Genomic DNA, 20,319 nt, shown 5'->3' with positions numbered 1-20,319 from the left:
GTCGCCGTCAGGGAATCTGGTAGCTGAAGGCGAAGTTCAGGCGCGGGCTGCGCTCGTTGTTGTCCAGGGCGCGATCGCCGAAGGGCTTGGCCACCTCCATCGACACCAGGTAGTGCTTGCGGTTGGAGAGGCGCACGCCCAGCGCCGCCGAGCCGAGCTTTCCTTCGCTCAGGCCGTTCTGGTTGTAGCGGGTGCGCGCGGTGTCGACGACGAAGTAGGGCTGGATCTGGTTGAGCACCACGCTTTGCCGCAGGAATGAATAGTTCACCTCGTAGGAAGCGCCCCAGCCCTTGTCGCCGGTGGCCTGGTCGTCCGGGTAACCACGGCCGAAGTTGCCGCCGCCGTAGGTGACCTGCTCGGAGTCGGGCAGCACGTCGTCGGTCCACTGGAAGGCGGCGGAGACGACGCCCTGCCAGTTCGAACCGAACTGGTCCTGCTGCGCGCCGTAGCCGAGCAGGCGGGTGAAGTTCTTCTTGATCGGTTCCGGCGCTTCCGCGCCCATGCCATTCAACCCCTGGTACACCGCTACGCTACCGGCGCGCACGCGTTTCTCGGCGAACTGCTGGACGATGGTTTCCACCCCGACGACCCGCAACTTGCTGGTCTGCTCGATGCGGTAGGGGATGTTCGGATAGACCAGGTCGTAGCGGCTGGTGTCGTTCACCGTGTAGCCGCGCAGGTTGAGATCCCAGGTCAGGTCGCGGCGCAGCACCAGCGGAATCCCCAGGCCAGCGCTGACCCGTTCGTTCTGCCGTTTGCGCTCGAACTCCAGGCCGTTGGCCAGGCGCAGGTTTTCGCCGGGGCGCGAGTTGTACTTGCTGTAGCCGGCCAGCAGTTGCAGGCCGTTGTCGCCCAGCAGTTGGCTGTAGTTCCAGGCGCGGTAGTACTCGTGATCGTCACCCGGCGGGTAGAGGTAGCTGAACTGGAGTTGCTCGCCCCAGCCGAGCATCGACGTCACCTCGGCGTTGAACAGCCCGCGTTGCTCGCCGCGCCGGGAGTCGAGGTTCATGCCGGTGTCGAAACGCTTCTGCTTGCCGGCCAGTTCCAGAAGGGCGCCGCCATCGCTGGTGGTTGGCGGGTTGAGTGCCATGGCCATCTGCATGCCGGGCACGCGGCTCATCAGCACGCTGAAGCGCTCGAAGCTCTCGCGGGTCAGAGGCTTTTCTGCTTTGAGCTTCTCGATCCAGCGGTCCACCCGTGCCTGATGCACTCCCAGGTCGCCGGCGGCGCGGACCTGGCTGATGTGGCCTTCCACCAGCACGATGCGCGCGACGCCGCTGCGAAAGTCCTGGTTGGGTACGTAGGCGAAGGAGATGAAGTAGCCGTCATCCTGGTAGCGCTGGGTGATGGCCTTGGCCGCGGCCACCAGCTCGCTGACCTGGATGGTGCGTTGGGTCAGCGGCTGCAGCAGCGGTTTCCAGGTCTCGACGGGGTAGTGCTTGCCGCCGGCCAGCTCGATGCGCTTGATGCGGATGCGTTGCTGGAGGACCTGTCCGGGCTGGGCCGCGGAAGGTTCCGGGGTGGTGACCTTGGGAGCGGTGGGGCGAATGTCGCCGCCGGGAAGGTTGGGGCGGGGGAGGGTCTGTTCGATATCGGAGCCGGGTAGCTGGATCGGGCGCTCGGCCCAGGCGAAAGGTGCAGCCAACAACAGGGGAAGGACAGCGAGTTTGCGCATCTGGCTCCTCCATGAGACCGATCTTCTTATTAAAAAGACCAGGAGCCGTGGGCGGCTCCTGGCTACTACAGTATGGGCGTAATTCGGATTATTGCTTGGGCGTACCGATCGCCAATCCACCGCCCAGTCCACCGGTCAGACCACCCAGCGCGCCACCCACGGCGCCCAGCGTATTGCCCAGCAGGCCTCCCTGGCCGCCACTTCCGCCGGTAGTGCCGGCACCGGCTCCGACTGCCACACCCGAACCCTGGCTGTTGCTGCCCACCCCGATACCAGCGCCGGCCACCAGGCCGCCGCCACCGGTGAGACTGCTGGTCACGCCGCCCAGGGTTCCGGCCACTCCGTTGACCAGGCCGCCAACCGGATTGCTTCCGCCGGTTGCGCCGCCCAGAGATCCGGTGATGCCGCCGACTGCGCCGGTCACACCGCTGACCAGTCCGCCGACCGGATTACTGCCCCCGGCTGCGCCGCCCAGGGACCCGGTGATGCCGCCGACCGCGCCGGTCAAACCGCCGACCAGTCCGCCCACCGGATTGCTGCCGCCAGCCGCGCCACCCAGCGAGCCGGTGACACCGCCGAGCAGACCGCCGCCCGGATTGCTGCCATTGACCAGGCCGCCGGCCGCGCTGACCGCTTGACCCGCATTGCTGACGATTCCGCCGACCGGGGCCAGCGCCGGATTCTGGCTGGCTACCTGGTTGCCTGTCTGGGTCACAACGCCGCCGACGGTGGTCAACAGGTTGTTCACCGGCGTTCCCAGTCCGGTGGCGGCGCCGAGGCCGCGGGTAGTTCCTTCGACTTTGCCGACCAGCCCGGCGCTGGCGCCACTGAGCTGGGTGGTCAGCTGGCTCAGCGGGCCGCTGGTGACTGCGCCGCTGAGGGAGTCGCCGAGCATGGTGATCTTGCCGCCGACACCGTCCACCAGGCCGCCGACCTGACCGGTCAGGCCGTTGAGCGGGGTGTTGGCCAGCACCGGGGCATCGCCGATGGCGGCCACGGTGTCGCCCAGGCTGCTGACTGCGCCGCCGGTGTGGCTGACCAGGCCGGTGACGCCGGCGACAGTGGTGCCTACCGCGTTGGGATTGTTGCCCAACTGGCCGAGGCCGTTGGTGACGCCTTTGCCGACGCTGTCGACGCCAGCGCCGACTTCCTGGATGAGATTGCCGGCATTGTCCGTTACGCCGCCGCCAAGTACCGGCAGATCGACCGTTTTCACCACGGCACCGACGGTGTTGACCGTGCTGCCGACGCTGGAGACGGTCTGGCCGGTCTCGGTGAGGATGTTGCCGGTGGTGCTTGCCGGCGGAGTGGTGGTGCCGCCGCCGTTATTGCCACCGCCGGTGCCATCGCCGCCGCCGGTACCCCCGGTGCCGCCTGTACCATCGGTACCGCCAGTGCCACCGGTACCGCCAGTTCCGCCGGAGCCGGAGCCATCGCCGCCGGTACCGCCGCTGCCACCGCTACCGGCGCCGCCATCGGCGGGTTGCTCGGAGCTGCTGCCGGAAGAGTGGTGACTGCTACCGCCTTTGCTGCTGCAACCTTGCAGTGACAGTGCAACGACGAGAAGGGAAAGTGCGAAAACACGAATCGGGCCTGACATACGAATTCCTCCATGACGAACGTCAACCAGCTGGCTGCCCGGTCGGTATCCCGGCGAGTCGCTGCGTTGCTCTGGTGTCAGTTCTAGAGGTTTGTTTTCAGACGCGAAATTGGAACTTGTATATAGTCGTTTTGTGCTTTTCAAGCACATGATTTGAAAGGAAAAACTAAAGGATTATGGCGATTCGCCAGGCGTTTTTAATACCTAGGATATAGCGCTTTTCGCACGATGGTTCCGATTTGCCGTTGCAGGTGCTGTTCATCGGCCCTGGAATCGACCTTCGCGGCGCTCCAGCATGGCGTCCAAACCTTCCTTCGCGTCCTCGGTGGAAAGCAGTTCGCTGGCCATCGCCGGGAGCAACCGCGCGGCGGCTTCTTCGCCTTCGTCGAGGCTGCGGCGCGCCGAAGCGAGCGTGGCACGAATGCCCAGCGGCGCCTGGGCGGCCACCCGCTGCGCGAGCCACAGTGCGCGTGGCATCAGCTCCTCCGGCGCGGTGACTTCCTGCACCAGGCCGATGCGATAGGCCTCGTGGGCATCGAAAGGATCACCGGTGAGCAGCCAGCGCATGGCGTTGCCCCAGCCGGCGACCTGGTGCATGCGCAGTGTCGCGCCGCCGAAGGGGAAGATGCCGCGCTGCACCTCGAGCTGGGCGAAGCGCGCGTTGCTGGCGCAGAGGTTGATGTCGGCGGCCAGCATCAGCTCGATGCCGAGTGTGAAGCAGTAGCCCTGGGCGGCCACCAGCAGTGGCTTGGTCAGGCGCCGTCCGCCGAAGGTGCCCCAGGGATCGGCGGAGCCTTCGGGCATGGTCCAGCCGGTGCGGAAGGTTTCGCCGATGTTGGCCAGATCCAGCCCCGCCGTGAAGTGGTCGCCATGGGCGAACACCAGGGCGCAACGCAGATCGTCGTCGCGCTCGTATTCGCCGAAGGCCAGGACCAGCTGGGTGAGCATTTCCAGGTCGAAGGCGTTGCGCTTGGCGACCCGGTTAAGGCCCAGCAGCAGGACGTGGTCATGGCGTTCGAGGGTGATGCGCGGTTCGCTGCTGGCGGTCATCGGCGGGCTCCGGTGAGTGGGCTTGCTCGGTATAGCCGGCGTCACCGGGCTTGTCCATCGGGGACCGTTCGCCGGTCATGTTCCGAAAAGAAACACATCGGTCAGGATTTTCCGGTATGATACGCGCCGGCCAAACGATGGCCTCGTTTTGGATCCCGCATTTTTCGGAGCTTCCACGCTCAGCATGTGCGTCCGCTGTGCGGACTTCCTTGACGTATTCTTCCAATCTTCATTTCGCAAATCCCCGCTTCCAGCTGCCTGGGTGACTTTATCGTCGTACAGGGCATGCGCAGCTCGGCTATTGGGTCTTTGCGGATGTACTTAGAGGCAAAACCCATGACCCAGGAAACCGCCGGCTTCGCCGCGCTCGGTCTTCACCCCAATGTTCTCGCTGCCATTGCCGCTGTCGGCTATGAAGAGCCGTCGCCGATCCAGGCCCAGTCGATCCCGGTGATCCTCGAAGGCCACGACATGATCGGCCAGGCCCAGACTGGTACCGGCAAGACCGCCGCGTTCGCGCTGCCGTTGCTTTCGCAGATCGAACCAAGCCGCCGCGTACCGCAGGTGCTGGTGCTGGTTCCGACCCGCGAGCTGGCCCTGCAGGTCGCCACCGCTTTCGAAACCTACTCCAAGCAGATGCCGGGCGTCGGCGTCATCGCCGTCTACGGCGGCGCGCCCATGGGCCCGCAGCTCAAAGCACTGCGTCAGGGCGCTCAGGTCGTGGTCGCCACGCCGGGCCGCCTGTGCGACCACCTGCGTCGCGACGAGAATCTGCTGTCCACCGTCAAGAGCCTGGTGCTCGACGAAGCGGACGAAATGCTCAAGCTCGGCTTCATGGATGACCTCGAAGTGATCTTCGAAGCCATGCCGTCCAGCCGCCAGAGCGTGCTGTTCTCCGCGACCCTGCCGGCCTCGATCCGCAGCATCGCCGAACGCCACCTGAAAGAACCCAAGCACGTCCGCATCGCCGCCAAGACCCAGACCGTCGCCCGCATCGAGCAGGTGCACCTGATGGTCCACGCCGACCAGAAGTCGGCCTCGATCCTGCGTCTGCTGGAAGTCGAGCAATTCGACGCGCTGATCGGCTTCGTCCGCACCAAGCAGGCCACCCTGGACATCGCCGAGTTGCTCGAGCGCCAGGGCTACCGTGCTGCCGCGCTGAACGGCGACATGCCGCAGGCCCAGCGTGAGCGCGTGATCGAATCGCTCAAGGACGGCTCGCTGGACATCGTCATCGCCACCGACGTTGCCGCCCGCGGCCTCGACGTGGCGCGCATCACCCACGTATTGAACGTGGACATGCCCTACGATCCGGAATCCTACGTGCACCGTATCGGCCGTACCGGTCGTGCCGGCCGCGAAGGCCGTGCCCTGCTGCTGGTGACTCCGCGTGAGCGCCGCATGCTGCAGGTGATCGAGCGTGTGACCGGGCAGAAAGTCGGCGAAGTTCGCCTGCCGGACGCCGAGACCGTTCTCGAAGCACGCCTGAACCGCCTGGCTACCGGCCTGCAACCGCTGCTGGCCAACGCCGTAGCCAGCCGTGGCGCGGTGCGTGACGAGCTGTGCCGCCGCCTGGGTACCGACATGGAGACCCTGGCCGCCGTGCTGCTGGCCAAGCTCACCGAAGGCAAGGCGCTGGACCTGGAATCGGTTCGTCGCGAACAGCCTCTGACTCCGGCTGCTCCGCGCGAGCGCAGTGGTGACCGTTACGAGCGCAGCGAACGTGGCGACCGCCCCGAGCGCGGTGATCGTCCGGAGCGTACTGGCGAGCGTCGTCCGATGGCGCCGCCGTCGGAAGGCAAGGCCCGTTGCCGTACCGCCCTGGGCGCCCGCGATGGCGTACAGGCGAAGAACCTGCTGGGCGCCATCCTCAACGAGGGTGGCCTGTCCCGCGAGGCCATCGGCCGCATCCAGATCCGTGAGACCTTCAGCCTGATCGAGCTGCCGGAAGAGAACCTCGAGCGTCTGCTGACCAAGCTCAAGGACACTCGTGTAGCCGGTAAGGCCCTGCGTCTGCGCCGCTACCGCGAAGACTGATCGCGCGGTTTGCGAACGTGAAAAAGCCCCGCCTTGGCGGGGCTTTTTCGTTTCCGGTATTTGTCCGGTTCAGATCTGTAGGAGCAGTCAGCCGAAGCGATAGATATCCATTCCCAGCGCGCCCAGGGTGAAGCCGGCGTGCTCCACCGTCATCGGCGCACCACCGGCACCGCGGGCGAAGTACAGCGGCAACAGGTGCTCGTCGCGCGGGTGGTTGCGCACCGCCCAGGGGGCCTGCTGGCGGTAGTCCAGCAGTGCGGCCTCGTCGTCTTCGTGCAGGCGTTCGACTATCCAGTCGCGGAAGGCCTTGGCCCAGGGCTCGATGACTTCAGGTCCCGCGCGCCAGTTCAGCTCGCCCAGGTTGTGGGTAATGCTGCCTGAGCCGATCAGCAGGACACCTTCTTCGCGCAGGGCGCTCAGCGCGCGGCCAATGCGGTCCTGCATGGGGGCGCCGAGGCGGCTGGGGAGGGACAGTTGAACGACCGGAATATCGGCGGCCGGGTACATCAGGCTGAGCGGTACCCAGGTGCCGTGGTCGAGCGGGCGGTCGGCGTCCAGCGCGGCGGGGAGACCGTCCTCGGCCAGCAGGTCGCGCACACGCCGGGCCAGCTCGGGCGAGCCGGGAGCGGGGTATCGCACCGCGTACAGCTCGGGCGGGAAGCCATGGAAGTCATGCCAGGTGTCGGGTTGGGTCGCGGCGCTGACGCGCAGGTCAGGGGTTTCCCAATGGGCGGAGACGACCAGGATGGCCTTGGGTCGCGGGAGTTCGCGGGCCAGACGTTCCAGTGGGGCTGCGCTGGCGCCGGGCTCCAGGGCCAGCATGGGGGAGCCGTGGGAAATGAAGAGGGCAGGAAGCATGGTGAACCTCGCTACGTGATGGCTCCATGTTCCCGCGCAAACAGATCGAAAACCAGTATAGGTTTTTGAAGTTAATGATCGAAAAAGAGGGCTATTAGCTGCGGATGTCGTTGGGTGTCCGCCCAGCCCCGGATTTGCGAACTCAGTTGCAGACTCATGCAGCGATTCGTCCTGAAGGGCTTTGGCCGGCTGGCGAACCATTGATGCGTTAGAGTTTGAGGAAATTTCCCATGTAAGACGGTGAATTTGCTTACAGGAGAATTCCATTGCGCGCTGATTCTCGCGATCGGCGAACGTCTCGTTCCAGACAGCGGCAGTGCCGGCTGTGCAGCGAATTCGAGGTGGGCGGCTGCCGCTGAGGCTCCTCAAGGCACGAGAAAGAAGCCCGTGAAAGACAAGGCAATGGGTGATGCTGGAAACTTCCCCGCGCATGGCGCAGCGTTTGAAAGGGTGATGCATGCAACATGATTTCTGGCATGCGCGCTGGGCGCGCAACGAAATTGGCTTCCATCAACAATCGGTGAATCCCGGCCTGATCCGGCATTGGCCGACGCTCGGATTGCCCGAGGATTCCCAGGTGCTGGTGCCGCTCTGTGGCAAGAGTCTGGACATGCTATGGCTGGCGCAGTGGGGATACCGCGTGCTGGGCGTCGAGCTTGCGGAGCGGGCGGCCCAGGACTTCTTCGCCGAGTTGGAGGTGGAGCCGGAGGTGACGCAGGAGGGGGCGCTGCGCCGTTTCCGCTTTGATCGGCTGGAGATTCTCCAGGGCGATATCTTCGATGTCACGGAGGAGCAGCTGGCGGACTGCAGCGGGCTCTACGATCGCGCCGCGTTGATCGCCTTGCCGGAAACGATGCGTGCCGACTACGTGGCCCATTTGCAGCGCAGCCTGCCGGCGCAAGTGCGCGGGCTTCTGGTGACGCTGGAGTATCCGCAGGCGGAGATGGACGGCCCGCCCTTTGCGGTGCTTGCCGATGAGGTGCACCGGCACTTCGGCGCTGACTGGCAGGTGGTCGAAGCCGAGCGCCTCGACGTGCTGGCGGAGAACCCCAAGTTCCTCAAGCGCGGCGTCAGCCACCTGGATGAGGTCGTGTTCACGTTGAGTCGCGGCTGAGTCGCGGGCATGAAAAAGGGCGACCCTGGGGTCGCCCTTTTTCGTTGCGTCGTCGTCTCAGCGGGCAGCGGCGCGCAGGGCTTCGATGCGGTCTTCCAGCGGCGGGTGGCTCATGAACAGGCCGGCGAGGCCATGCTTGAGGTTGCCGTTGATGCCGAAGGCCTGCAGCGAGTCGGGCATCTGCACCGGCACGCCCTGTTCGGCGCGCAGACGTTGCAGGGCGGCGATCATCGCGCCGCTGCCGGCCAGGTGGGCGCCGGCCTCGTCGGCGCGGTATTCGCGTTTGCGCGAGAACCACATGACGATGATGCTGGCGAGCACGCCCAATACCAGCTCGGCGAAGATGGTCGCGACGAAGTAACCAATGCCCGGGCCGTCTTCGTTCTTCAGGATCGCCTTGTCGACGAAGTTGCCGAAGATGCGCGCGAAGAACATCACGAAGGTGTTCACCACGCCCTGGATCAGCGCCAGGGTGACCATGTCGCCATTGGCCACGTGGCCGATCTCGTGGGCCAGCACGGCTTTCACTTCTTCGGGGGAGAAGCGCTCCAGCAGGCCCTGGCTGACCGCGACCAGCGCGTCGTTCTTGTTCCAACCCGTGGCGAAGGCGTTGGCCTCGTAGGCGGGGAAGATACCCACTTCCGGCATCTTGATGCCGGCCTCGCGGGACAGCTCTTCCACGGTCTGCAGCAGCCACTGTTCGTGGCGGGTGCGCGGCTGGCTGATGATCTCGGTGCCGGTGCTCATCTTCGCCATCCACTTGGAGATGAACAGCGAAACCAGGGAGCCGGCGAAGCCGAAGACGGCGCAGAAAATCAGAAGGCTACCGTAATTCTGGCCGGTGAATCGGTCCACGCCGAGCAGTTTCAGGGTGATGCTGGCGATCACCAGAACTGCCAGGTTGGTGGCCAGGAACAACAGGATGCGCATCATGGCGTAAAGCTTCTCCTCACGGTGACAGGGCGAAAACCGCCTGAAAATGCGGCTTTCCGGATCGCCGAACGCAACGCGCTCGGGATCGCTGAATAGTATGCGGGGTATATACGGATGGCCCCCAGGCGATTCAACTCGGGGACTATTTCAAACTGTGTCGCCTGCCTTGCCGCCTAGCGCCCGAGATCGCTCTCGAAGAGTAGACGCGTCAGACGGGCGATGCGTTCACCGTGGCGGCTCGCCAGCGCCTCGCGCAGTTGGTTGGCCAGCGTGGCCTGCTCGCGGCGCACGCTGGGGGGCAGTTCGTCGCCGTCGCGCACCGCGTGGGGGACGATTCGGGTCATGCGCAGGAAGGCCTTTTCGCTGAGCACCGCCTGGTCCAATGCTTCGTAACGAATGGTTGCTTCGAAGCGCAGGTAGCCTTCGTCGGCCAACCACAGCAGTGCGCCCAGGCAACTCTGGTGGCGTTGGCTGGGAAGGCCGAACTCGTCGGGCTCTTCCCGGCCGATCAGGTCCTCGACGTAGAGGGCGATCTTGCGCGGGAAGGCCTGGTACAGCGTCAGCAGCCCGGAGGCTGCGTCCTTGTAGAAGTCGTCGATCTGCAGGTCCATTTATACGCTGGGATTCACTGGCGATGATTTATTGGCGATAGGTTTTCAGGAAGTTGCCGATGCGCCCGATGGCCTGCTCCAGGTCATCGAGACGGGGCAGGGTAACCACCCGGAAGTGATCCGGCCAGGGCCAGTTGAAGGCAGTGCCCTGAACGATGAGCAACTTCTCGGAAAGCAGCAGATCGAGGACGAATTTCTCGTCGTTGTGGATCGGGCAGACCTTCGGGTCGATGCGTGGGAAGGCGTAGAGCGCGCCCATGGGCTTCACGCAGCTGACGCCGGGAATGTCGTTGAGCAGTTCCCAGGCGCGGTTGCGCTGCTCCAGCAGTCGGCCGCCCGGCAGCACCAGGTCGTTGATGCTCTGGTAGCCGCCCAGCGCGGTCTGGATCGCATGCTGGCTGGGCACGTTGGCGCACAGGCGCATGTTGGCCAGGATATCCAGGCCCTCGATGTAGCTCTGTGCCTTGTGCTTGGGCCCGGAGATGGCGATCCAGCCGGAGCGGAAGCCGGCCACGCGGTAGGACTTGGACAGGCCGTTGAAGGTCAGGCAGAGCACGTCCGGCGCCAGGGAGGCGGTGGAGATATGCTGGGCCTCGTCGTAGAGGATCTTGTCGTAGATCTCGTCGGAGAAGATCACCAGGTTGTGCTGGCGCGCCAGTTCGACGATGTCCAGCAGCACTTCCTTCGAGTAGACCGCGCCGGTGGGGTTGTTCGGGTTGATCAGCACCAGGGCCTTGGTATTGCTGGTGATTTTCGCCTTCATGTCGGCGACGTCGGGGAACCAGCCGGCCTGCTCGTCGCACAGGTAGTGCACCGGCTTGCCGCCGGAGAGGGCGACCGAGGCGGTCCACAGCGGATAGTCCGGCGCCGGAATCAGTACCTCGTCACCGTTGTTGAGCAGCGCCTGCAGGGCCATCACGATCAGCTCGGACACGCCGTTGCCCAGGTAGATGTCCTCGATGCCGACGCCTTCCACCTGCTTCTGCTGGTAGTACTGCATCACCGCCTTGCGCGCGCTGAACAGGCCCTTGGAGTCGCTGTAGCCCTGGGCAGTGGGCAGGTTGCGGATGACGTCCTGGAGGATTTCATCCGGCGCCTCGAAACCGAACGGCGCCGGGTTGCCGATGTTCAGCTTGAGGATGCGGTGGCCTTCCTCTTCCAGGCGCTTGGCGTGCTTGAGCACGGGCCCGCGGATGTCGTAGCAGACGTTGGCGAGCTTGTTCGATTTGGTGACCTGCATGATCTGGGATTCCGAAATAGTCCGCGGCCGGCGACTTGGCAGGCTGTAACGCGGGTGACAGACTGGCGTCAAATGATGGGTTCGGAAGTGCTTTTCCCTGGCATCGACCCTAAAAATCGACAGGAAAACAGTGGATTTCTCGAAAAAGTAGAGTTTTTAAGGCTTTTCTATCGCGAGAATGTCTCTGTGCGGCAGATTCTGAACCTGACGTTAACCACGCGCATCATACGTGCGGCCCGATTCCCGGAAAAGGAGGCATCGGGCATTTTTTCCATTAATGGAGGCAGATCGATGGAAAAGCTGGAAAAGCCCCTGGACTCCTGGCGTGACGAACTCACCGACGAGCAGTTCCATGTTTGCCGGCTGGGCGGCACCGAGCGTGCCTTCACCGGCGAGTACCACGACACCAAGACACCCGGCATCTACCACTGCGTGTGCTGTGGCACCGCGCTGTTCGACTCCGACGCCAAGTACGACTCCGGCAGTGGCTGGCCGAGCTATTTCCAGCCGGTCAACGGCGAGGTGGTCAAGGAACTGGAAGACTTCAGCCACGGCATGCATCGCATCGAAGTGCGCTGCGGCAAGTGCGATGCGCACCTGGGCCATGTCTTCCCCGACGGCCCGCGCCCGACCGGGCTGCGTTACTGCATCAATTCGGCGTCGTTGAAGCTGGTGCCGAAAGCGTGACTTCAAGGCCCGCCACCGAGCGGGCCTTTTCTTTCGCGGCTTTACCTGTAGGAGCGGACCTTGTCCGCGATACGCCCACACGGCTGGGGCCCGATGAGGCGCGCTCGGTATTGGCGCTCACCTGCTGCACGGGATTTCTGCGCTGAGGATTTCGCGGACAAGGTCCGCTCCTACGCAAACCATGATGCCTCGCCATTTCGCTGAGTGATTCGTGAGCAATTGAATTGCACACAATTAAATAGGTCACTATTCTTCAGATTCCCACTTTCCCCCGGAGCCATGTCCCATGAGCGATGCACTGCTGAACATTCCCGTGACCACCATCAAGGGCGAACAGAAAACCCTCGCCGATTTCGGCGGCAAGGCGTTGCTGGTGGTGAACACCGCCAGCCAGTGCGGCTTCACTCCGCAGTACAAGGGGCTGGAGGCGCTGTGGCGGCAGTACAAGGACAAGGGCCTGGTGGTGCTCGGCTTCCCCTGCAACCAGTTCGGCAAGCAGGAGCCGGGCAACGAAGGGGAGATCACCCAGTTCTGTGAGCTGAACTTCGGCGTGAGCTTCCCGCTGTTCAAGAAGATCGATGTCAACGGCGCCGAGGCCCACCCGCTCTATGTGCAGTTGAAGAAGCGTGCGCCGGGCCTGCTGGGCAGCCAGGGCATCAAGTGGAACTTCACCAAGTTCCTGATCGGCCAGGACGGCAAGCTGGTCAAGCGGTTCGCCCCGACCACCAAGCCCGAGCAACTGTCCGCCGAGATCGAAGCGCTGCTGTGATGAAGGATGTGCTCTCGCTGCCGGCGGAGCTGCAGCTGGACAACCAGCTGTGCTTCCGCTTGTACGCCGTCTCCCGTGCGGTGATCCGCGGCTACCGGCCGATGCTCGACGCCCTCGGCCTGACCTACCCGCAGTACCTGGCCATGCTGGTGCTCTGGGAGTGGCACGCCGAACCGCCGGAACAGCCCTCGGTGAAGGCCCTGGGCGAGCGGCTGATGCTCGATTCCGGCACCCTCACGCCGCTGCTCAAGCGCTTGGAGCAACTGGGTCTGGTGGTACGTCGGCGGGCTCGTCACGACGAGCGCGAAGTGCACCTGGGTCTGACGGTGGAGGGTGCGGCATTGCGCGAGAAGGTCCTGCCGCTGCGCGAGGAATTGCTCTGCCGCAGTGGCATTGACCTGAGCGTCACCGAGGGTATGCGCGAACAGCTCGACAGCCTGCTGCTGCAACTGACGAAACTGGACGCCTGACTCAGCTGCGCTGCCGAGGGCCGGCCCAGCGTTCGAGGATGGCCGCCAGCTCATCGCGGTGGAAGGGTTTGGCCAGGTAGTCGTCCATGCCGGCGGCGCGGCAGCGCTCGCGTTCCTCCGGCAGGGCATTCGCGGTCAGGGCGACTACAGGCAGGCCCGGCCAGCGGCCGCTTTCGCGGATTTCCCGGGTAGCCTGGTATCCGTCCATCACCGGCATGTTGCAGTCCATCAGCACCAGATCGAACTTGGCGCCATCGAGCAGTTTCAGTGCTTCCTCGCCGTTGGTGGCGATGCTCACGTGGCAGCCCAGTTTCTGCAGCAGGCCCCGTGCGACCAGTTGATTGACCGGATTGTCCTCCACCAGCAGCACGCGGGCGGAGAACTGCTCCGGCGCGCTGCCGGGCGCCTTGGCGGTTGGCGTTGGCTGGTGCTCGAAGGCCTGCTTCAGCGCCTGGTACAACACCGTGCGGGACAGCGGGCGCGCCAGTTGGCGCAGCGGCGCGAGGCGCTGCGCCAGGTCGGGCTCGAGGAAGTTGCCATAGGCCGTCACCAGCAGGACCGGCTTGGTGACGTTCTGCCGCAGGCCGACCAAACAATCCGGACAATCCGAGAGCAACGCGTCCAGCTCCATGCCGGCGAGGCTGGCGTCGATGTCCAGGCGTTGATGCTCCACGCCCCATTCCGGCAGCCAGTTCTGCAACAGTGCAGCGAGCCCGCTGCTGGCCGCGCACTGCACGATCAGCCGGCCAGTGAGCGTTGCCAGCGGCTGCGCCGGCTCCAGCGCCGCCAGCGGCAGGGTGACGGTGAACTCGCTGCCCAGGCCCGGTTCGGAGGTGACGCTCAGTTCGCCGCGCATGGCCTCGCACAGCTTGCGCGTCAGTGCCAGGCCCAGCCCGGTGCCGCCGTACTGGCGGGCGATGCCGGCGTCGGCCTGGGTAAAGGGCTGGAAGATCTTCTGCAGCGCGTCGGGCGCCACGCCGATGCCGGTGTCGCGCACGCTGATGCGCACGCCATGGTCCAGCGGGTCGACGCGCACGTCCACGCGTCCCAGGCGGGTGAACTTGAGGGCGTTGGACAGCAGATTGCTGACCACCTGGCGCACCCGTGTCGGGTCACCGGAAAACTGCGCCGGCAGCTGCGGGCTGATCAGGCAGGTCAGTTCCACCGCGGGGCCGGCGTTCTGCGACAGCAGGCTGGCGGTATCTTCCACCAGGATGCCGAGGTCGAAGGGAATCTGCTCCAGTTCCAGTTGGCCGGCTTCGAACTTGGACAGGTCGAGCACGTCGTTGAGCAGGTCCACCAGCACCTTGCCCGAATCGTGGGCGATGGACAGCTGCTGGCGCTGCTCGGCGGTGAGCGGGCCGTCCAGCGCCAGGCCGAGCATGCCCAGCAGGCCGTTGAGCGGGGTGCGGATCTCGTGGCTCATGTTGGCCAGGAAGCTGCCGCGCGCCTGCGCCATGGCCAGGGCGTTCTGCCGCGCGTGCTCGAGTTCCTGGTTGGACAGGGTCAGGCGCGCGTTGGCCGCCTTGAGCTCGGCGGTGCGGGCGGCGACGATGCTTTCCAGTTCTTCCAGGTACTGGGTGAGGCGATCCTCGGCTTCGCGGCGCTGTTCCATTTCCACCGAAATGCGGTTGAGCTGACGGTTGGTCACCTCCACCAGCACGCCGATCTCGTCGCGCTCATGGCCGCGCGGGCAGGGCAGGCGCAGGCGCGAGGGCGAGCGTGGGTCGTGGCGAGAGAGGGCGTCGATCAGGCTCACCAGCGGCTTGGTCAGTAGCGCATAGAAGAGCACCAGCAGGATCAGCGACAGCATAAGGCTGCGCACGAACCCTGAAATGAAGGTCATCCCGGCACGGCGCAGGAAGTCGTTGCCGAAGACGAAGGTGTCGATCTCCAGGCGCAGCACGCCGAGCGACTCGGCCGGCGCGTGCTCGACGAACAGGGGCTCCTCGTAGGTGCGCTGCTGACCGAAGAGGAAGTCGCTGAGGCCGCGCAGGTGGCTTTCCGCTGGCGGCCGGTCGGCGGTGGCCAGTGGCACGTTGGCGTTGTCGATGATCTCGGCGCGGATGACGGCGGGCGAGCGCAGTAGTCCTACGACCAGTTCCTGGGCCAGTTCGGCGTCGATGTTGTAGGCGATGCGCGCGGCGGGGTTGTGGCTGACGTCCAGCAGGGCGCGCACTTCGCGGTTGATGGAGGCGTCCTGGCTGGCATAATCGACGCCTACCTGGATGAGGCTCAGCAAGGTGCCCAGGATAAACGCCACCAGCACCGTCAGGCTGGCCTGCTTGAACGAGAGGCGATGTGTGAGCGCAATATCCATAGTTGCGGAGCGTCGCCTCGCAGAAGCTTTCCTGCGGCGTAGCATAGCCCATCAGAACCGTCTGTCGGCAGAGTCAGCTGCCGAGATATTCCAGGCGCTTTCCCTTTGAGAGCAAGGAGACTTGCGTGGATTCCCGTCTGAACGATTTTCTTGCCCGTGCCGAAGCCATGATGACGCGTCTCGAGCCTTTGCTGCCTGTCGTGCGAGAGTCCATCGACTGGCAGCGCAGCCTGGCCGCACGCTGGCACCGCGAGGGGCGCAGCGGTTATCTGCAACCGCTGCAAGTGAGCCTCGATCTGCGCCTGGATGACCTGCTCGGGGTTGAAAAACAGCGCGAGCAACTGGCGCGCAATACCCGTCAGTTCGTCGCCGGCAAGCCAGCCAACCATGCGCTGCTCTGGGGTGCCCGTGGCACCGGCAAATCCTCGCTGGTGCGAGCCCTGCTCGCCGAACTGGCCGGGGAAGGTCTACGCCTGATCGAGATCGAGCGCGATCATCTGGCCGACCTGCCGCGCGTGGTCGAACTGCTGCAGGGCCAGCCGCAGCGCTTCGTGCTGTTCTGTGACGATCTGTCGTTCGACGCCGGCGAGGGCGATTTCCGCGTCCTCAAGAGCGTGCTCGACGGCTCGCTGGAACAGGCGCCGGACAATGTGCTGCTCTACGCCACCTCGAATCGCCGCCATCTGGTTTCGGAAAAGCAGAGCGACAACGAGAACTGGAAGATGGTCGATGGCGAGCTGCACCCCAGTGAAGCCGTCGAAGACAAGATCGCCCTGTCCGACCGTTTCGGCCTGTGGCTGTCCTTCTATCCCTTTACCCAGGAGCACTTCCTCAGCGTGGTGCGCCACTGGGTCGAAGTGCTCGCGCAGAAGTCCGGGCTCGCCGCCTGGACCTGGGACGAGGCGCTGGAGAAGGAAGCCATCCGCTGGGCGCTCGGACGCGGCAACCGTAATGGCCGCTGTGCCTATCAATTCGCCCGCTTCTGGGTGGGCAGACAACTGCTGGAAGGAGAGACTCCATGATCGATCTGCAACAGGCTGGCGCTGGCCTGGGTGGCTATGCGCTGCTGGCCGCCCAGGCGGAATCGCTGTTCGCCGACGAGCGCGACTTCATTGCCAACGCCTCGCAGTTTTCCGCGTTCCTGTTCAACGAGCTGCCGGACCTGAACTGGGCCGGCTTCTACCTGAACCGTAACGAGGAGCTGGTGCTCGGCCCGTTCCAGGGCAAGGTCGCCTGTGTGCGCATTCCCTTCAGCAAGGGCGTGTGCGGCGCGGCGGCGCGTACCCGTGAGACGCAGCGCGTCGAGGACGTACATGCCTTCCCCGGCCACATCGCCTGCGACAGCGCTTCCAACAGCGAACTGGTCGTGCCGCTGGTGAAGGACGGTCGGCTGATCGGCGTGCTGGACCTGGACAGCCCGAAGGTTGGCCGCTTCAACGAAGAAGACCAGGCCGGCATCGAGCGTCTGGCGGCAATCTTCCTGCGCCTCTCCGACTGCTGATCCGCACCCATGAAAAAGCCCCGCCTAGGCGGGGCTTTTTCGTTTATCGAGCCGATCAGCGTTTGGCCATGATCTTGGCGATGATCTGCAGCTCTCCCTGGACGATTTCCGCGAGGGCAGGGCGAGCCAGGGTGCGCTCGAAGTGCGCGGTCAGCTTCGGCCAGCGCTGGGCATCCAGTTCTTCCTCGCCGTGACGCAGGTTCACCAGTTGGCAGGCGATGGCGATGTCCGCCAGGCTGAAGCTGTCATCGACGAACCACTGCTGGTCGCCCAGGCATTTCTCCAGGTAGTCGAAATGCTCCGGGAGCTTCTCCTGCATGGCGCCCTTGACCGCCACCTCATCGCAGACCTTGCCCATCAGCGGCTTGAGCAGGCGGTTGCGGAACACGGTAAAGGTGGTCAGCGGGGCCAGCTCGTAGTCGGCGTACTTCTCCAGCCAGCTGATCCGCGCGCGGGCCTCGGCGCCCTTGCCGCACAGCGGGGCACGTTGCGGGTCGCGGTCTTCCAGGTAGTGGCAGATGACGCTGGAGTCGGCGAGGGTGAAGTCGCCGTCGCGGATCGCCGGCACGCGGCGCAGCGGGTTGAGTTCGCGGTACCAGTCCGGTTGGTTGAACGGGTTGACGTTCTCGAGCTGGTAGTCGAAGCCTTTCTCGGCAGCGAACAGGCGGACTTTGCGAACGAAGGGGGATAGCGGGGCGCCGAAGACGACGAGGCTCATTGCAAGGCTCCTGGGGCAAAGGTGGCCGGGTGGTGGTTTCGACGGATCAGTCGTCGTAAAGGTTCTTTTTCTTCCAGATATCGTCTTCGTCCAGCGCCTTGAGGCCGTCGCCCAGCTCGCTCTGCTCATCGGCGGTCGGTTGGGAGGTTTCCAGGACCATGGCGTTGGCGCGGGCCAACTGGTTTTCCAGTTGTTTGAGCTGTACCTGGTAGCGGCCGATTTCCGGCTGCTTCTGCAGGTACTGCACACCACGTTCGAAGGCCAGGCGCGCCTGGCGTGGCTGGCCCTGCTGCAGCGCCTGCTGGCCGAGGTTGCCGAAGAACTCGATATGGAGGAGGGCGAGCAGGTGACGGATCTCCTTCACCCACTTCTGCGCCTCGACGCGCGGCAGCATGTTGTCCTGGGCACAGCGGGTGAGCTGGGCGTGCAACGCTTCGAAGAGGAAGCGCACGTCCTTGGCCTTGGCTTCGGTAAGGATCGGCTGCGGCGCGTTCTTGACTGGAATCGCCTCGCCTTTGGCAACGAGGCCACGCAGCTCTTCTATACGCGGCTTCAGTGCGGCGTTCTGTTTGTCTACGGAAAGCAGGCGCTCGCTGAGGGCGAGCTCGAAGCCGCTGAGCAGAAGCTTCAGTGCCGGCGACATGAACTGGCCGGGCATCGATTCGGAAATATCGGAGCAACGCCGGCAACGGTCGGACAGATCGGCCTTCAGACGCGCCTGCTCCAGCTTGCGGTTTTCCACCAGATGATTGATGTAGCCGATGGCGACCAGCAGGGCGATACCGACGAGAACCAGGACCGTAATGACGAGTGGCGACACCGTGGCGTGCTCCGGATGTTTTTCCGCGAGTGTAATGTCTTAGTGATACTGCTGATAGCAGCAGCTCAGTTTTTACTCAGAAGTCTTTGATTTAAAAATATTTTCTTCTGAGGGTTGACGACCCTCCAAAGCCTCCCTAGAATGCGCGCCACTTCGACGCGAAACGCTGAAACAGCCGGAACGACGAAGTCGGAAAGATGTTAAGTTCCGGGCCGCGTCCCCTTCGTCTAGTGGCCTAGGACACCGCCCTTTCACGGCGGTAACAGGGGTTCGAGTCCCCTAGGGGACGCCATTGCGGGAATAGCTCAGTTGGTAGAGCACGACCTTGCCAAGGTCGGGGTCGCGAGTTCGAGTCTCGTTTCCCGCTCCAAATTCTCGATCATCGCTTCGGCGGTGACCGAAAGATGAAATGGCGTTACCCTTCGGCGAAAGCTGAAGGTTGCAACAAGTTAATGCGGGAATAGCTCAGTTGGTAGAGCACGACCTTGCCAAGGTCGGGGTCGCGAGTTCGAGTCTCGTTTCCCGCTCCAAATCGAAACGCCGTCCGTTAGGACGGCGTTTTCGTTTGTGCCGAAAAAACATTGCCCATGAAAAAGCCCGCTGCGAGCGGGCTTTTGCGTTTGTGCGGCTCAGCCGAAATGGCGTTGGCAGAAGGCCTCGATGGCAGCGATAACCTCTGCCTTGTCAGGCGCTTGGCGGTTGATGAAGGGGAAGTGCAGTTCCTCTTTGCGCACCCAGTCGTAGCCGAGCGGGCCGTCGCAGTCCTCCACCCGTGCGTAGGAAACCCGGAAGCTGTCGTTGCCGGCGCTTTCATCGAAGGTCCAGCCGAACTCCACGGAGCCGGAGAGCGTGAAGCAGCTCTTGGTTTTCGACAGCTGCAGGCTGTTGTGCGGGAGCATTCCCTCGTAGGTACCGTACAGGCGGTTGGCGAGCTCGCTGGAGAGGACATGCTGCAGGATCTCGCCGGTGAAGGCCTTTGCCTCGATGGAACCCTTGCCGTACCAGGTCGACGCGTCGAGCTGCTTCTTCACCTTCGCCCAGGAGGCCTGCTGTGCCACACCGGGTTCCGCCTTGGGGCGGGGTGCACGAGCAAGCGCTGCATGGGTCGGCAGCGCCTCGACCTGGGTTTGCCACGGGGTGCCGACGAAAAGCCTCGCGTCGTCGCGGGTGAGGCAGTGTCGGTCTGCGTGGGCGGCGGCCAGTTCGGCCGCGATGTCGAAGTTTTCCTTGGAAGCAGCGATGCGCAGCGCCGTTCGGCGGCGTTTGTTGATGGCAGTCGGGTCCACGCCCAGTGCGAGTAGGCGACGGGTGATGGCGAGCGTATCGCCGGTGCGTTGCCAGGCGCAGGAAATCCCGGCGGTGCTGCTGTCGAGCAGGTCCACGTCGCCGGCGGCGTACATCAGCGCCGTCGAGCCGTCACGGTTGGTGATGGCCGGGTTGGCTCCCAACTCCACGAGGTCGTCGAGCAGGCGCACGTCGCCCAGGTAGGCGGCCATGATCAGTGGGTTGTACAGGCCGCGGGGCTCGAAGGCGTCGAGGTCGGCGCCGGCGCGCTTCAGGCTGGCGAGCAGCGCCTGGAGATGCTCGTGGCTTCCAGGGTTCGGACCGAAGACTTCTCCGCGCATGTCGCCCAGGCCGATGGCCACGCAGGCGGGAGGGATCTTGCTCAGGTTCGGGTCGGCCCCGGCGCCGAGCAGCGCGTCGATGAGTTCGCCGACGGGAGCCTTGTCCTCGGCGCGCCAGAAGGCCTTGGCGAAGTAGCTGAGCGGGGTGAGACCGTTGCGCTCGCGCTTGTTGACCTGGCCGCTGGCGACCAGTTGCTCGATCTGGGCGCTGTTGATGCGCATGTTCATGCTTCGCTTCCTTGGGGTAATCCTGCCCTGGGTACCATTGCGCCGCGCCCGGTGGCCGGGCGC

General features: G+C 64.5%; 17 protein-coding genes, 3 tRNA genes and 1 pseudogene. 10 read left to right on the top strand and 11 right to left on the bottom strand.

Annotated features, from left to right (window positions below):
- Positions 1-7: 7 nt before the first annotated feature.
- From JVX91_RS23350 to JVX91_RS23340, 3 genes are all read right to left on the bottom strand, one after another.
- Positions 8-1,675 carry a ShlB/FhaC/HecB family hemolysin secretion/activation protein gene (locus tag JVX91_RS23350; protein WP_205336475.1) on the bottom strand — a complete coding sequence of 556 codons (1,668 nt, stop codon included), beginning with the start codon at positions 1,673-1,675 and terminating at the stop codon, positions 8-10.
- 88 nt (positions 1,676-1,763) lie between these two features.
- The gene (locus JVX91_RS29150) at positions 1,764-3,275 is read right to left on the bottom strand and encodes a collagen-like triple helix repeat-containing protein (RefSeq protein ID WP_205336474.1); all 1,512 of its coding nucleotides are present in this window, start codon (positions 3,273-3,275) and stop codon (positions 1,764-1,766) included.
- 258 nt (positions 3,276-3,533) lie between these two features.
- A complete protein-coding gene (locus JVX91_RS23340; RefSeq protein ID WP_205336473.1) occupies positions 3,534-4,325 on the bottom strand; it encodes a crotonase/enoyl-CoA hydratase family protein in 792 nt (263 codons plus the stop codon).
- Between the two features lie 301 nt (positions 4,326-4,626).
- Here JVX91_RS23340 and JVX91_RS23335 point away from each other — a divergent pair.
- A pseudogene (locus JVX91_RS23335) lies at positions 4,627-6,362 on the top strand (DEAD/DEAH box helicase).
- 87 nt (positions 6,363-6,449) lie between these two features.
- Here the strand turns inward: JVX91_RS23335 and JVX91_RS23330 are convergent.
- A complete protein-coding gene (locus JVX91_RS23330) occupies positions 6,450-7,220 on the bottom strand; it encodes a class III extradiol ring-cleavage dioxygenase (RefSeq protein ID WP_205336471.1) in 771 nt (256 codons plus the stop codon).
- A 457-nt stretch (positions 7,221-7,677) separates the two neighbouring features.
- Between JVX91_RS23330 and JVX91_RS23325 the strand changes: the two genes are divergently transcribed.
- Positions 7,678-8,334 (top strand): thiopurine S-methyltransferase, encoded by a 657-nt coding sequence (locus JVX91_RS23325; protein WP_205336470.1) that lies wholly within the window; start codon positions 7,678-7,680, stop codon positions 8,332-8,334.
- A 57-nt stretch (positions 8,335-8,391) separates the two neighbouring features.
- Here JVX91_RS23325 and htpX read toward each other — a convergent pair whose 3' ends face one another.
- From htpX to JVX91_RS23310, 3 genes are all read right to left on the bottom strand, one after another.
- Positions 8,392-9,267 carry a protease HtpX gene (gene htpX, locus JVX91_RS23320; RefSeq protein WP_205336469.1) on the bottom strand — a complete coding sequence of 292 codons (876 nt, stop codon included), beginning with the start codon at positions 9,265-9,267 and terminating at the stop codon, positions 8,392-8,394.
- 173 nt (positions 9,268-9,440) lie between these two features.
- Positions 9,441-9,878: a hypothetical protein gene (locus tag JVX91_RS23315; protein WP_205336468.1), complete on the bottom strand. Its 438-nt coding sequence runs from the start codon at positions 9,876-9,878 to the stop codon at positions 9,441-9,443.
- A 28-nt stretch (positions 9,879-9,906) separates the two neighbouring features.
- A complete protein-coding gene (locus JVX91_RS23310; protein WP_205336467.1) occupies positions 9,907-11,118 on the bottom strand; it encodes a pyridoxal phosphate-dependent aminotransferase in 1,212 nt (403 codons plus the stop codon).
- A gap of 291 nt (positions 11,119-11,409) precedes the next feature.
- On the opposite strand from JVX91_RS23310, the gene msrB reads away from it, so the two are divergent.
- The 3 genes from msrB to JVX91_RS23295 all read left to right on the top strand — a co-directional run bounded on the left by msrB (position 11,410) and on the right by JVX91_RS23295 (position 13,044).
- A complete protein-coding gene (msrB, locus tag JVX91_RS23305; RefSeq protein ID WP_045211413.1) occupies positions 11,410-11,805 on the top strand; it encodes a peptide-methionine (R)-S-oxide reductase MsrB in 396 nt (131 codons plus the stop codon).
- A 286-nt stretch (positions 11,806-12,091) separates the two neighbouring features.
- The gene (locus JVX91_RS23300; RefSeq protein WP_205336466.1) at positions 12,092-12,574 is read left to right on the top strand and encodes a glutathione peroxidase; all 483 of its coding nucleotides are present in this window, start codon (positions 12,092-12,094) and stop codon (positions 12,572-12,574) included.
- A complete protein-coding gene (locus JVX91_RS23295; protein ID WP_205336465.1) occupies positions 12,574-13,044 on the top strand; it encodes a MarR family transcriptional regulator in 471 nt (156 codons plus the stop codon). The genes JVX91_RS23300 and JVX91_RS23295 overlap by 1 nt, the downstream gene beginning before the upstream one ends.
- 1 nt (position 13,045) lies before the next feature.
- On the opposite strand, the gene JVX91_RS23290 is transcribed toward JVX91_RS23295, so the two are convergent.
- The gene (locus JVX91_RS23290; protein WP_205336464.1) at positions 13,046-15,364 is read right to left on the bottom strand and encodes an ATP-binding protein; all 2,319 of its coding nucleotides are present in this window, start codon (positions 15,362-15,364) and stop codon (positions 13,046-13,048) included.
- 125 nt (positions 15,365-15,489) lie between these two features.
- Here JVX91_RS23290 and JVX91_RS23285 point away from each other — a divergent pair, with 125 nt between their 5' ends.
- Entirely contained in the window at positions 15,490-16,386 is an 897-nt protein-coding gene (locus tag JVX91_RS23285) for an ATP-binding protein (RefSeq protein ID WP_205336463.1), read from the top strand.
- Positions 16,383-16,865: a GAF domain-containing protein gene (locus JVX91_RS23280; protein WP_205336462.1), complete on the top strand. Its 483-nt coding sequence runs from the start codon at positions 16,383-16,385 to the stop codon at positions 16,863-16,865. Before JVX91_RS23285 ends, JVX91_RS23280 begins: the two co-directional genes overlap by 4 nt.
- A 55-nt stretch (positions 16,866-16,920) precedes the next feature.
- On the opposite strand, the gene JVX91_RS23275 is transcribed toward JVX91_RS23280, so the two are convergent.
- Positions 16,921-17,583, bottom strand: coding sequence for a glutathione S-transferase family protein (locus tag JVX91_RS23275; protein ID WP_205336461.1), 663 nt, complete (start codon positions 17,581-17,583; stop codon positions 16,921-16,923).
- Positions 17,584-17,629: 46 nt separating this feature from the next.
- The gene (locus tag JVX91_RS23270) at positions 17,630-18,403 is read right to left on the bottom strand and encodes a hypothetical protein (protein WP_205336460.1); all 774 of its coding nucleotides are present in this window, start codon (positions 18,401-18,403) and stop codon (positions 17,630-17,632) included.
- Between the two features lie 216 nt (positions 18,404-18,619).
- Between JVX91_RS23270 and JVX91_RS23265 the strand changes: the two genes are divergently transcribed.
- The 3 genes from JVX91_RS23265 (at position 18,620) to JVX91_RS23255 (ending at position 18,933) form a co-directional block, all read left to right on the top strand.
- Positions 18,620-18,695: transfer RNA gene (locus JVX91_RS23265), tRNA-Glu, on the top strand.
- Between the two features lie 2 nt (positions 18,696-18,697).
- A tRNA-Gly gene (locus JVX91_RS23260) sits at positions 18,698-18,773 on the top strand.
- Between the two features lie 84 nt (positions 18,774-18,857).
- A tRNA-Gly gene (locus JVX91_RS23255) sits at positions 18,858-18,933 on the top strand.
- A gap of 99 nt (positions 18,934-19,032) precedes the next feature.
- Here the strand turns inward: JVX91_RS23255 and JVX91_RS23250 are convergent.
- The gene (locus JVX91_RS23250; protein WP_205336459.1) at positions 19,033-20,256 is read right to left on the bottom strand and encodes an ankyrin repeat domain-containing protein; all 1,224 of its coding nucleotides are present in this window, start codon (positions 20,254-20,256) and stop codon (positions 19,033-19,035) included.
- Positions 20,257-20,319: the final 63 nt, after the last annotated feature.

It is taken from the genome of Pseudomonas sp. PDNC002 (assembly GCF_016919445.1).
In the GTDB taxonomy this organism is placed as follows: domain Bacteria; phylum Pseudomonadota; class Gammaproteobacteria; order Pseudomonadales; family Pseudomonadaceae; genus Pseudomonas.
This window is presented reverse-complemented; position numbering and strand designations above follow the sequence as displayed.